Source organism: Caulobacter sp. 10L414 (assembly GCF_056395525.1).
In genome coordinates, this window is sequence record NZ_JBFTJR010000001.1 from 1 (window position 1) to 11,701 (window position 11,701).

The following is an 11,701-nucleotide window of genomic DNA, read 5'->3' on the forward strand; positions in this document are numbered from 1 at the left end:
GGGGGAGCTGTCGCGGAGCGACTGAGGGGGCCGCCGCAGGCGGTTACGGCCGCGCGATCCCGCTCGCCGTCATCGCCTTCACACCGATCTCGCCTAGCCCCGACAGCAACCGCCGCAGGGCCGAGATCCGGAACGGTTGCCCCGTCACATACGGCGTCAGCGTGAAGCTCAGCACCCGTCCGCCGAACCGATCTGCGTCCTGAGCGAGGTAGTCGGCCGCTTCCAGGACCTGGATCGCCCACTCGTCCTCGCTCTGGCGGCGGTCGATCATCAGGGCGCGGTCGTCGAGTTCGTTGGACAGCGGCAGGCCGATCACTTCGCCAGCGTCGGTCTTCATCGCCACCGGAACCTCGTCCTGCTCCCAGTCGAGGCAGATTTCGAAGCCGGCGGCGCGGATCAGGTCCAGCGTCGCGAAAGACTGCTGGCGGGCGGGGCTGAGCCAGGCGCGGGGCGCAAGGCCCGCCGCGTCGAAGCGCGCCCGTACCTCGTCCACCCAGGCAGCTTCCGTCTCACGATCCAGGCCGCCCCAGTGGATGTGGGTGGTCGACAGGCCGTAGGCGGCGATCTCGTGGCCGTCGGCGATGATCGCCTCGACCAGCGGCTTCAGCCGTTCCAACTGGTCGGCGTTGATCGGGAAGGTCGCCTTCATTCCCGCCGCCTTCAGGGCGTCCAGGATGCGGTAGACGCCCACCCGGTTGCCGTAGTCGCGCGTCGTGTAGTGGCGCAGGTCTGGATAGGGGGTGACCATGGCGCCGGGGTGCTTGAACGGCTTGCCCGGCGGGTTCAGCGGATGATGCTCGATCGGCACGACGATCATCGCCGTGACCGCTGCGCCGCCGGGAAGCGCGATCGGTGTGCGCTGCGTGACCGGCCGCCAGGCGTAGCGGTCCTGGTCCATGCCGTAGCAGCGGTGCGGATAGATCAGGTGTTCGTCAGGCAGCGGCATTGTCGAACCCCGTTCCCGGCGTGGCGAGGCCGCGGGCGGCGATGTCCGCCACGGTCTGGTCGAAGTAGTTTTCGCGATAGTGCTGCGAGATCTCGCGGGCCGTGGTGATCCAAACCTCGTCGTGGCCGGCGATGTGGCGCAGGGCGTCCTCGAACGGCCGGATGCGGTGCGGCTGGCTGACCAGATAGGCGTGCAGCGGGATGCACATCACTGTGCCCGACTTCTCGCCTTCTTCCAGCAGCTGGTCGAAGTGGCGCTTGAGCACGTCGGCGTAGCGCCAGGGGCTCATCGACAGCGCGCCGTAGGTGATGACGTCGTTGACCTCGAGCGAATAGGGCATCGAGATCAGCTTGCCGGTCTTGGTCTTCACCGGCTGGGGCTGGTCGTCCTGGAAGAGGTCGCAGGTGTACCAGAAGTCGTTTTCGGCCAGGAGGTCGAAGGTCTTTTCGGTGTGGGTCAGGGCCGGGGCCAGATAGCCGCGGATCCGCTGGCCGGTGGCGGCCTCGACCGAGCGGATCGAGTCCTCGATCACGGCCCGCTCCTGGGCCTCGTCCATGCCGTAGGAATAGCGGGTGTTGTAGATGCCGTGGCTGAAGAACTCCCAGTTCCGCGCCACGCAGGCCTCGATGATCTCCGGATGGTGGTCCAGCAGGCCCACCGACAGCGAGATCGAGCCGCGCATGCCGTACTTGTCGAGCAGCTCCATCAGCCGCCAGTGGCCGACCCGGTTGCCCCAGTCGCGCTGTGAATAGCCCACGACGTCAGGCGAAGGCTTGGGCCAGCCGGGACGCTGCGGGTTCTTCGGCGGATCGAACTCATAGTATTCGATGTTCGGCGCGATCCAGAAGGCCAGCTTCTTGCCGTCCGGCCAGACGATCTTCGGGCGGTCCCTATAGGGCCAGTGGTCGTAGAGGTTGGGATCGGCCTGCATCGATAACGCCTCCAGACTCACCCGGCGGCGTAGACCGCGCCGGTGGCGGCCATATCAGCAAGGCCGATGCGCTCGTTCACGCCGCCCATGTCGATCATCCGCTCTGCGAACGGACGGGTCGCGCCATTGGCCTTGAGGCTGGCGAGGAACGCCTCGGCCGTCGGCACCAGGGCGCGCACCAGGGCGCCGGGCGAGATCACCAGCTTGAAGCCGATGCGGCCCAGCTCATTCACGTCCAGCAGCGGGGTCTTGCCGCCCTCGACCATGTTGGCCAGCAGCGGAACCCTTCCGGCGAAGGCATGAGCGATGGCGCTCATCTCGCCGATCGTGCGCGGGGCCTCGACGAACAGCACGTCGGCGCCGGCTTCGACATAGGCGTGGGCGCGGTCGAGCGCGGCCTCGAAGCCTTCCACCCCGATGGCGTCGGTGCGGGCGATGATCAGGGTCTGGTCGCTGGCCCGGGCGTCGAGCGCCGCGCGGATCTTGCCGGCCATCTCGGCGGTCGGAACCAGGCTCTTGTCGGCTAGGTGGCCGCACTTCTTGGGGAAGGTCTGGTCTTCCAACTGGATGGCTGCGGCGCCCATGCGCTCGAAGATCCGGACCGTGCGCTGCACGTTGACGGCGTTGCCAAAGCCCGTGTCGCCGTCGACGATCAGCGGCAGCTTCACACGCTCGGCCACGCGGCCCACCACGTCGGCCACATGGTCGAACGACACTAGGCCGATGTCGGGCCGGCCCAGCTGGGTGTAGGCGATCGAGGCGCCGGAGAGATAGATCGCCTCGAATCCGGCCTGCTCGATCAGCAGGGCCGAGAGGGCGTCATAGGCGCCGGGGGCCAGCAGCGGCGTGTCTTGGGCGAGGCGGTCGCGCAGGCTCATGCGGCGGCTCCCTTCAGGCGGCGTTTCAGGTGCGGGATCAGGCCACCGTCCTCGATCATCGCCATCAGGTGCGGCGGGATCGGCGTCAGGGCGTAGACCTTGCCCGTGGTGATGTTCTCGAGACGTCCGGCGACCGGATCCAGCTGGATCCGATCGCCGTCGCTCACCTCGCCGACCTGGGGAAACACGAAGGCCGGCAAGCCGAGGTTGATGGCGTTGCGGTAGAAGATGCGAGCGAACGAAGTCGCCAGCACCGCCGAGACGCCAAGAAGTCGAAGGGAGACGGCCGCCTGCTCGCGCGACGAGCCGAGGCCGAAATTGGCGCCGGCGAACACCACGTCGCCGGGCTGAACCGTGGACGCGAAGTCCGGCGCGATGGCCCGCAGGCAATGCTGCGCCAGCTGCGCGGGCGGCAGCTTCATCAGGTTGCCGGGGGCGAGCAGGTCGGTGTCGACAGCGTCGCCGAAGACGAAAGCGCGGGACATCAGGCGGCTCCCGTCAGGAAGGGGCGGGGATCGACGATCCGGCCGGCCGCGGCCGCGGCGGCCACGGCGTAGGGCGAGCCGAGATAGACCTTGGCCCCCGCATGGCCCATGCGGCCCTGGAAGTTGCGGTTGGTCGACGAGATGCAGGTTTCGCCCTCGGCGAGGATCCCCGCGCCCATGCCCGCGCAGGCGCCGCAGCCCGACGGCATCAGCACCGCTCCGGCCGCGAGCAGGGTCTCCATCACGCCCTCGCGCGCGGCCAGCTCCGCCGTGCGGGCCGAACCCGGGGCCACCAGCAGGCGCACGCCCGGGGCCACGCGCCGGCCTTTCAGCACGTCGGCGGCCATCCGCAGGTCCTCGATCTTCGCGCCCACGCAGGCGCCGATATAAGCTTGGTCGATGCGAACGTCGGCGAAGTCGGTCGCGTCGCGGGTGTTGGCCGGCGAGTGCGGGGCGGCGATCTGCGGAACCAGATCGGCGGCGTCGAAGCGGTGGACGGCGGCGTAGGTCGCGTCGGTGTCCGAGTGCAGGGCGAGAGCCGCGTTCTCGTCGGTCACCGGCGCGCCGCGCGCCGCGAGATAGGCGAAGGTGACGGCGTCGGGCGCCACGACGCCGGTCTCGGCGCCCAGCTCGGCGGCCATGTTGGCCAGCACCATGCGCTCGGCCATGGGCATCGCCTCAACGAGGGGGCCGGCGAATTCCACGGCCTTGAAGGCGTTGTCCATGCCCAGTTCCCGGCACAGGAACAGCATGACGTCCTTGGCGGTCACGCCGGGCGCGAAGCTTCCGCTCCACTCGACGCGGATCGTTTCGGGCACGGCCAGCCAGGTTTCGCCGGTCGCGGCGATGGCGGCCATGTCGGTGGCGCCGTATCCGGCCGCATAGGCCCCGAAAGCCCCAGCCGTGGGCGTGTGGCTGTCGCCGCCGGCGATGAAGGCGCCCGGACGGATCAGGCCGTGCTCGGGCAGGACAAGGTGGCAGATGCCGACCATGTCGAAGAAGTTGGCGACGCCGTAGTCGCGGGCGAAGTCGCGCGTGGTCTTCAGGATCGCCGCCGATTCCGCGTCGACGGCCGGCACGTAGTGGTCCGAGACGATCGCCACCTTGGACGGGTCCCAAAGGCCCACGCCCAGCTCTTCCAGCAGCGGACGCCAGCGGCGCGGGCCGCTGCTGTCGTGCGCGAAGGCCAGATCGACCTTGGCCGTGACGAGGTCGCCGGCGCGCACGTCCGGCAGGCCCGCGGCCTTGGCGATCACCTTCTCGACGAGCGTTCTTCCGCCCACTTGGCCCATCAACCTAATCGCCTCCCGGTCAAATCCAGCGGCGACCGGGGTAGGCGCGGGGCCCCCGGCTAGAAAGGCGGAAGTTCAGATCAATTGCTGTGCGGTCATTTGCGGCCGCCGGAGGACTAGCCTTCCATGCCCCTCGACGCCGCCCCTCAAGTCGCCGGTTTTGACTGGAAAGACCCGCTCGCGCTCGACGCCCGCCTGACCGAGGACGAGCGCCTGATCCGCGACGCTGCGCGCGACTACGCCCAGGAGCAACTGCTGCCGCGCGTGGTCTCCGCCTATGCCGACGGCCGTTTCGATCGCCAGATCATGACCGAGATGGGCCAGCTTGGCCTGCTGGGCTCGACCCTGCCCGAAGAGTACGGCGGCGCGGGCGTCAGCCACGTGGCCTATGGCCTGGCCGCCGCCGAGATCGAGGCCGTCGACAGCGGCTACCGCTCGGCCATGAGCGTGCAGTCCTCGCTGGTGATGTATCCGATCTACGCCTTCGGCTCGGAAGAGCAGAAGCGCAAGTGGCTGCCGGGCATGGCGCGGGGCGAGCTGATCGGCTGCTTTGGCCTCACCGAAGCCGACGGCGGCTCGGATCCGGGCTCGATGCGCACCGTGGCCCGCAAGGTTGACGGCGGCTACCTGCTCAACGGCGCCAAGATGTGGATCACCAACAGCCCGATCGCCGACGTCGCGTTGGTCTGGGCCAAGCTCGACGGCGACATCCGCGGCTTCCTGGTCGAGCGCGGGACCGAGGGCTTCACCACCCCGAAGATCGACGACAAGCTCAGCTTGCGCGCCTCGATCACCGGCGAGATCGTGCTGCAGGACGTCCTGGTCGCCGACGACGCCATCCTGCCGAACGTGAAGGGCCTGCGCGGTCCGTTCTCGTGCCTGAACAAGGCCCGCTACGGCATCGCCTGGGGCGCGATGGGCGCGGCGCGCTTCTGCCTGGAGACCAGCGCGGCCTATGTCGCCGACCGCGTCGTCTTCGGTCGTCCGCTGGCCGCCCGACAGCTGATCCAGAAGAAGCTGGCCGACATGCAGACCGAAATCGCCCTGGGCTTCGAAGGCGCGCTCGCTCTTGGGCGGAGGCTCGACGCCGGCGACTGGGTTCCGGAAGCCATCAGCCTTCTCAAGCGCAACAACTGCGGCAAGGCGCTGATCATCGCCCGCGAGGCCCGCGACATCCATGGCGGGGCCGGCATCTCCGGCGCCAGCCACGTGATGCGTCACGTTGCCAACCTCGAGACGGTCAACACCTATGAAGGCGCGGCCGACGTCCACGCCCTGATCCTGGGCCGGGCGATCACCGGCCTGGCGGCTTTCTGAGGGGCGGGGCGATGAAACACCGGACCATCCGCGGCAAGATCCTCTACACCTCGCGCAAGCCGGGCCGGGAGGGGCAGGAGCGGGGCCGCGAGCACTTCACCATGACCCGCCACACCGACGGCAAGGTGACGATCCGCGCCCAGTGCGAGATCGACGAGCCGGATCCCACCGTCCTGCGCGACGCCATCTATTCGCTCGACGAGCACGGTCGACCGATGGACCTGCATCTGCGCCTTACGGTCGGCGACCGGTTCATGGGCTCGGGCTGGTTCCGGTTCACCGAGGACTTCATCGAGTGCGAAAGCCACGGCCCGTCGATCGGCCGTCTGTCGCAGAAGATGCCGACCAACGGCTTCTTCGACGGCTTCGGCACCCACCCGATCATCGGCGACGCCTACATCTGCAAGGTGATGGACATCGCCAAGGGGCCGCACAAGCGCAAGCTGCGCATCTTCCTGCCGTCGGTCGACCACCGGGGCGCAACGCCGCCGCAGATCGTCGAGAGCAGCATCACGCTTGAATATCTCGGTGAAGAGGAGGCCACGACGCCGGCCGGAACCTTCGCCTGCCGTCACTTCCGCTTCCTGGGCGAGGACGGCGGCATGGTCAGCAAGGACGGCGAGCACCCGACCTACGACATGTGGGTCACCGCCGACGAGGACCCGCTGTTCGTGAAGGGGGGCGTCGGGGGCTATATGCAGACCTGGTACGAACTGGTCGAATTGGCGCGCTGAGCGCCTTGCGTCCTTCGAGGCCCGCTGCACGGGCGCCTCAGGATGAGGATTTCAGAGCGATGATATCCTCATCCTGAGGTGCGAGCCCGAGGGCGAGCCTCGAAGGACGCACGATCTCTACCGCTCCGGAAACACGGCCTTGCGCTTCTGCAGGAAGGCCGAGCGTCCTTCGATGAAGTCAGGCCCCGACACCGACGCCACGAAGGCCGCGCGCGTGGCCGCGTCATCCTCGACGGCGCCGGCCAGGATGGCCCGGATCGTCGCCTTGATCGCCCGCACCGAGCGCTGTGACGCCGCCGCGATCTCGGCCGCCTTGGTCGCCACGGCGGCGGGAACGTCGACTTCCATCGCATCGATCAGGCCAAGGCGCAGAGCCTCCTCGGCGCCCAGCAGCCGGCCGGTGAACAGGATGTCCCTTGCGGCCGAAGCCCCGACGGCATCCACCAGGCGCTTGGTGTCTTCCAGGCTGTAGGTCAGGCCCAGCTTGGCCGGGGTGATGGCCAGGCGCGCGTTCGGCGCGGCGATCCGCAGGTCGCAGGCCAGGGCGATCGCCAGGCCGCCGCCGACGCAGGCGCCCTCGATGGCCGCCAGCACGGGCTTTTCGAGGCCCGCGATCGCGCCGACCCCGCCGGCGACGGCGGCGTTGTAGTCAGCGGCGCTCTGCGGCGTGGCATAGACGGCTTCGAACTCGCCGATGTCGGCGCCGGCGGCGAAATGGCCGCCGCGGCCGGTGACGATCAGCACCTTGGCGGCGGAGGCCGTGAAAGCCGCGCAGGCCTGCGGCAAGGCCAGCCACATGGCCAGGGCGATGGCGTTGCGCTTGGCGGGCCGGTCGAAGGCCAGGGTGGCGACGTCGCCGTCGATGGCGAGGGCCAGTGCCCCGTCGACGAAAGTGGTCATCGGAAGGCCTCGGGAACGGATGCGGGCGGCAGAGCTTCAGCCAGGCGCGCGGCCAGCGCCTGGGTAGGGCCGTCGGCCATACCGATCACCTGCAGCGACAGCGGCAGGCCGTCAGCCTCGCCGCTGGGCAGGGCGAAGGCCGGCGCGCCCAGCACGTTTCCCAGCGCGGTAAGGTCGGCCTGGCCAGCCGGAACCGCGCTGCCGAAGGCGAAGGCCTGCTGCGGCGTCGTTGGTGTCAGGATCCCGGTGTATGGCGCTGTCGCGGCTATGATTTTTCGTCTCGTCTCAGTCAGAAGGCGATAGGCCTCGGCCAGCTTGGCGGGCGTCTGGCGCGCGCCCCAGGCCAGCAATGACCGCAGCTGCGGCGTGAAGCCTTCCGGGTCCAGCGCCAGGGCGTGGCGGTGCTCGACGCCGCCCTCGACCTCGCTGATCAGCAGGCCCGACCGGCGCAGCGCCCCGAGATCCAGATCGTCGATCCGCAGCCTTTCAAGCCGCCAGCCGGCGCGGGCCAGGTCGTCCAGCGTTCGCGCGAAGCCCTCGGCGACCGCCGGATCCAGCGCGACCAGCCCGTCGAGATCGAGCACCGCCAGCGGCCTGTCGTCCAGCGCAGCGCTCTCCTCGACGCCGCAGGCCTGGGCGACCAGCGCCGCATCGGTCGCCGAGCGGGCGTGCACGCCCACATGGTCCAGCGTCCAGGACAGGGCCGTCACCCCGTCGGTGGCGATCGCTCCCAGGGCCGGCTTGTAGCCGACCGCGCCGCAATAGGACGACGGCAGGCGAACGCTGCCCATGGTGTCGGTGCCCAGGGCCGCGGCGCACAGCCCCGCCGCCACGGCCGCCGCCGAGCCGCCCGACGATCCGCCCGGCGTGAAGCCGGCCCGGTGCGGGTTCTCGCAGCGACCCAGAAAGGCGTTGTCGTTGGTCGCGCCCAGCGCGGCCTCGTGCATGTTCAGGGTTCCGAGGATCACCGCTCCGGCGGCCCGCAGGCGCGCCACGCAGGCCGCATCGGCCGGCGCGATGTTGCGGGCGTAGGCCTTGATCCCGGCGGTATGGGCTAGGCCCTCGACGGCGATGTTGGCCTTCACGGCGATCGGCGCGCCGTCGATCGGCGACAGCGGCTTTCCCGCCGCCCACCGCCGGGCGCTGGCCCGGGCCTCGGCCCGAGCGCCGGCGGCATCGAGTTCGACCACGGCGTTGATCGCCGGATTCAGGCGCTCGATCCGCGCGAGATACGCTTCGGTGACGTCGACCGGGTTGATCCCGGCCGCGTAGAGCCCAGGCAGGCCGGCCACGCCGGCCGCGACGATGGGATCGGAAAAGTCCGCCACCTCAGTAGCGCTCGTCGATCAGACGGATCGGCTTCTGGCGCACGTCGATCTGGGTCAGGCCCGCCGTGGCGCCCTTCGGGGCCAGTTCGACCTCGACCTCGATGCCGATCTTGCGCTTGAGGATTTCGCCGTAGAACGCCGCGATGTCGCGCCATTCGGCCGTATCCGCCGTGGTTTCCGCCGTCACGGCGAAGCTGTCGCGGCCGGTCGTGTCGCGTCGCGCGCGGCAGATGAACTCGCCCGCGAAGGCCGGCGCGTGCTCCAGCATGGCCCCCACGCCCTGCGGGAAGATGTTGATCCCGCGGATCTTGACCATGTTGTCCGACCGCCCGAGGAACCCCTCGATCCGCTGGAACACCACGTCGATCGACGAGGGCTTGGGGATCGCTCGCGTCACGTCGTGGGTGTTGAAGCGGATCAGCGGATAGAGGTCGTCCTTGAACAGGCAGGTGACGACCATGTCGCCCAGCTCGCCCGGCGCCACGGCCGCGCCGGTGTCGATGTCGCAGACCTCCAGGTAGTGGGCGTCCTCGTGCACATAGAGGCCGTCGCGGTCGGGGCCTTCGCCGGCGATCAGGCCAGTGTCGCCCACGCCGTACCAGTCGAAGCACTTGGCGCCGCCCCAGGCCTTTTCCATCGCCGCCCGGTCCTCGCGACCCAGGTGCGCCGAGATCAGCCGCACGGGGATGTCGCGGCCGGGTTCGATGCCCATTTCAAGCGCCGTGTCGGCCAGCTTCTTCAGATAGTCGCCGAAGCCGACCAGCACGCTGGCCTTGAACCGCTTCATCACCTCGACCTGCTGGGCCGAGCGGGTCTCGACCCCGGTGCCGGCCGACAGGAAGACCGCGCTGGTCCAGCGGGTGACGGCCTCGCGCACATAGTGGCCGCCGTTGATCATGCCGTGGCCGTAGACCGAGTGGACCACGTCGTCCGGCCGTAGCCCCTGGAACTGATAGTTGCGGGCCAGCAGCAGGTTCTGCACCTCGCGGCTCTTGGGGCCGAACAGCAACACCTGGGGCGAGCCCGTGGTGCCCGAGGTGGTGTGCAGCATCACCGGCGGCCGCTGGCCTTCGGGATAGCCCTCGAAGCCTGCGAAATCGCCGAACGGCGGGCTGGCTTCCAGCGAGGCCATGATGTCGGACTTGTCGAAGCTGGGCAGGCGCGGCAGGTCGTCGAGCGAGCGGATGTCGCCGGGCTGGATCCCGGCGGCGCCCCACAGGCGCTGGTAGAAGGGCGTCTTCCACGCGCGCACGACGCAGCGCAGGAACAGGCGGTTCTGTCGCCAGCGCAGTTCGTCGCGGGTGGTGGTGGTGGCGAAGCGCGTGAAGTCGTCGCCGATCGGGTGGTCGGCGACGATGGCGGGGTAGTCGAGCGACTGCCAGTAGGTCTGGTGGGGCATGGATACCTTGGGCGCGTTCAGCCGCCGCTGGCGAGGAGGAAGGCCTCGCGGGCGTCGGCCAGGGTGTCGAAGCGGTCGAAGAGATCGGTCAGCGGGCCGTGGGCGGCCTCCATGCCGACGAAGGCCAGGCACGAGCGGGCCTTTTCCAGGTGCTCTTCGCGGCTCATGGGGAACTCGGGCGAACCGAGCTGGGCGGTGACGTCGAGCACGATCTCGCGGCCGTCCTTCAGGCGAGCGACGGCGCGGGCCGGCACGAAGGCGGCGGGATCGGGGTTGCGGTCGCTCTCGACGACGATGCGGGCGGCCAGGGCCAGGATGTCCGGCTCGTTGAGGCGCTCGGGGGTGTAGTCGTCCAGGCCCACGCGGCCGCGTGTCAGCATGACGGCCGCCAGATAGGGCAGGCACAGGCGGGCGTAGGCGGTGTCCATCTCCAGCTTGGCGACGCGGCCCACCAGGTGGCGGATCAGCGGCGGCGCCGAATAGGTGAGGCTTTCGAGATCTGTGGGCGCGACGCCGTGCTCGGTCGCCAGCTTGCGCACGGCAACCAGACCGCCGTGGCAAGCGCGTCCCGTGGGGAAGGGCTTGCAGGCGACCTCGGCGATGCGGCAGCGCTCCTTCAGGTCGGCCAGCACGGGCGCCAGATCGAACCCGGCCTCGAACAGCGGCAGATAGCCGAACGGGCCCTCCAGCCAGTCGCGCGGACCGGGCAGGCCAGCCTCGGCGACGTCGATGGCCTGCAGGGCCGAGCGGGCGGCGGCGGCGACCTGGACGGGCAGGGCGGGCTTGCCCTCGGTATGGGCCTGCATGGTGCCGCTGCTGAAGGCCAAGGCGTAGCCCATGGCGTCCATCGCGGTCTCGCGCGGCAGGCGCTTCAACCGCGCCAGGGCCGCCGTCGCGCCGAACACCCCCGCCGTCGCCGGCCGGAAGAAGCGCAGGGGCGTCGTTGCAGCGACCCCCAGCGCGATGGCGACGTCGACCCCCGCCACCATGGCCGCCAGCACCTCCTGCCCGCTGTAGGGACCAGAGCGGTCCAGTTCGGCGATCAGGGCCGGCACGATCGTCGGCAACGGGTGCAGCACGGCCTTCTCGTGCACGGAGTCGTACTCCTGGCCGTGCAGCTGGAAGGCGTTGACGAAAGCGGCCTGGGCCGGCGGCAGGCGCGCGCCGGGGCGGCCGAGCACCAGGCCGGCGCCTTCACCGCCCCAGCCGCGCGCGGCGGCCAGTATGGCGTCCGAATAGGCCGCGCCGGCTCCAGAGGCGCAGACGGCGACGGCGTCGTGCAGCAGGCGGCGGGCGTCGGCCTGCACGACGTCCGGCAGGGCGTCCCAACGGAGGGAAAGGGCGTGGTCGACGAGGGCTTGCGCGGCGATCATGCGGCGACGCTAGCAGCGGTGCCCGCCGCGCTCGGGTCTGGCGTTCGGGTTTGCGCGCACAGCGGACAACGGTCCGGCTGTCCGCCAGTCGGCCAAACGCGAAATCCCCGCCGCGCCT

General features: G+C 69.9%; 11 protein-coding genes. 2 read left to right on the plus strand and 9 right to left on the minus strand.

What is annotated here, in order from left to right:
• Window positions 1–43: 43 nt before the first annotated feature.
• Genes AC1DCG_RS00005 through AC1DCG_RS00025 form a run of 5 tightly spaced genes read right to left on the minus strand, consistent with a single transcriptional unit; the run spans window position 44 to window position 4,532 of the window.
• Entirely contained in the window at window positions 44–946 is a 903-nt protein-coding gene (locus AC1DCG_RS00005; RefSeq protein ID WP_477027931.1) for a polysaccharide deacetylase family protein, read from the minus strand.
• Window positions 933–1,877 (minus strand): polysaccharide deacetylase family protein, encoded by a 945-nt coding sequence (locus AC1DCG_RS00010; RefSeq protein ID WP_477027932.1) that lies wholly within the window; start codon window positions 1,875–1,877, stop codon window positions 933–935. Before AC1DCG_RS00010 ends, AC1DCG_RS00005 begins: the two co-directional genes overlap by 14 nt.
• Before the next feature lie 17 nt (window positions 1,878–1,894).
• Window positions 1,895–2,755, minus strand: a complete 861-nt coding sequence (locus tag AC1DCG_RS00015; RefSeq protein ID WP_477027933.1) for an isocitrate lyase/PEP mutase family protein — start codon at window positions 2,753–2,755, stop codon at window positions 1,895–1,897.
• Complete coding sequence (locus AC1DCG_RS00020) at window positions 2,752–3,240, minus strand: LeuD/DmdB family oxidoreductase small subunit (RefSeq protein WP_477027934.1); 489 nt, start codon at window positions 3,238–3,240, stop codon at window positions 2,752–2,754. Before AC1DCG_RS00020 ends, AC1DCG_RS00015 begins: the two co-directional genes overlap by 4 nt.
• Window positions 3,240–4,532, minus strand: a complete 1,293-nt coding sequence (locus tag AC1DCG_RS00025; protein WP_477027935.1) for an aconitase/3-isopropylmalate dehydratase large subunit family protein — start codon at window positions 4,530–4,532, stop codon at window positions 3,240–3,242. The genes AC1DCG_RS00020 and AC1DCG_RS00025 overlap by 1 nt, the downstream gene beginning before the upstream one ends.
• Window positions 4,533–4,658: 126 nt before the next feature.
• Here AC1DCG_RS00025 and AC1DCG_RS00030 point away from each other — a divergent pair, with 126 nt between their 5' ends.
• Together AC1DCG_RS00030 and AC1DCG_RS00035 are read left to right on the plus strand one after the other, a co-directional pair.
• Window positions 4,659–5,849: an acyl-CoA dehydrogenase gene (locus AC1DCG_RS00030; protein WP_477041327.1), complete on the plus strand. Its 1,191-nt coding sequence runs from the start codon at window positions 4,659–4,661 to the stop codon at window positions 5,847–5,849.
• 11 nt (window positions 5,850–5,860) lie between these two features.
• Window positions 5,861–6,583: a hypothetical protein gene (locus AC1DCG_RS00035; RefSeq protein ID WP_477027937.1), complete on the plus strand. Its 723-nt coding sequence runs from the start codon at window positions 5,861–5,863 to the stop codon at window positions 6,581–6,583.
• A gap of 117 nt (window positions 6,584–6,700) precedes the next feature.
• Here the strand turns inward: AC1DCG_RS00035 and AC1DCG_RS00040 are convergent, their stop codons facing one another.
• The 4 genes from AC1DCG_RS00040 to AC1DCG_RS00055 are packed head-to-tail and all read right to left on the minus strand — an operon-like array spanning window position 6,701 to window position 11,583.
• Window positions 6,701–7,483 (minus strand): enoyl-CoA hydratase-related protein, encoded by a 783-nt coding sequence (locus AC1DCG_RS00040; RefSeq protein ID WP_477036616.1) that lies wholly within the window; start codon window positions 7,481–7,483, stop codon window positions 6,701–6,703.
• On the minus strand, window positions 7,480–8,811 hold the full coding sequence (locus tag AC1DCG_RS00045; protein WP_477027939.1) for an amidase: 1,332 nt from the start codon (window positions 8,809–8,811) through the stop codon (window positions 7,480–7,482). Before AC1DCG_RS00045 ends, AC1DCG_RS00040 begins: the two co-directional genes overlap by 4 nt.
• Window position 8,812: 1 nt before the next feature.
• Complete coding sequence (locus AC1DCG_RS00050; RefSeq protein WP_477027940.1) at window positions 8,813–10,210, minus strand: phenylacetate--CoA ligase family protein; 1,398 nt, start codon at window positions 10,208–10,210, stop codon at window positions 8,813–8,815.
• A 17-nt stretch (window positions 10,211–10,227) separates the two neighbouring features.
• Window positions 10,228–11,583, minus strand: coding sequence for an MmgE/PrpD family protein (locus tag AC1DCG_RS00055; protein WP_477036618.1), 1,356 nt, complete (start codon window positions 11,581–11,583; stop codon window positions 10,228–10,230).
• Between the last annotated feature and the right edge of the window lie 118 nt (window positions 11,584–11,701).

Bases quoted from the DNA above. Each gene is read 5' to 3' on its own strand.
- AC1DCG_RS00015 (WP_477027933.1), bottom strand. From the start codon at position 2,755: ATGAGCCTGCGCGACCGCCTCGCCCAAGACACGCCGCTGCTGGCCCCC.
- AC1DCG_RS00020 (WP_477027934.1), bottom strand. From the start codon at position 3,240: ATGTCCCGCGCTTTCGTCTTCGGCGACGCTGTCGACACCGACCTGCTC.
- AC1DCG_RS00050 (WP_477027940.1), bottom strand. From the start codon at position 10,210: ATGCCCCACCAGACCTACTGGCAGTCGCTCGACTACCCCGCCATCGTC.
- AC1DCG_RS00005 (WP_477027931.1), bottom strand. From the start codon at position 946: ATGCCGCTGCCTGACGAACACCTGATCTATCCGCACCGCTGCTACGGC.
- AC1DCG_RS00030 (WP_477041327.1), top strand. From the start codon at position 4,659: ATGCCCCTCGACGCCGCCCCTCAAGTCGCCGGTTTTGACTGGAAAGAC.
- AC1DCG_RS00040 (WP_477036616.1), bottom strand. From the start codon at position 7,483: ATGACCACTTTCGTCGACGGGGCACTGGCCCTCGCCATCGACGGCGAC.
- AC1DCG_RS00035 (WP_477027937.1), top strand. From the start codon at position 5,861: ATGAAACACCGGACCATCCGCGGCAAGATCCTCTACACCTCGCGCAAG.
- AC1DCG_RS00010 (WP_477027932.1), bottom strand. From the start codon at position 1,877: ATGCAGGCCGATCCCAACCTCTACGACCACTGGCCCTATAGGGACCGC.
- AC1DCG_RS00055 (WP_477036618.1), bottom strand. From the start codon at position 11,583: ATGATCGCCGCGCAAGCCCTCGTCGACCACGCCCTTTCCCTCCGTTGG.
- AC1DCG_RS00025 (WP_477027935.1), bottom strand. From the start codon at position 4,532: ATGGGCCAAGTGGGCGGAAGAACGCTCGTCGAGAAGGTGATCGCCAAG.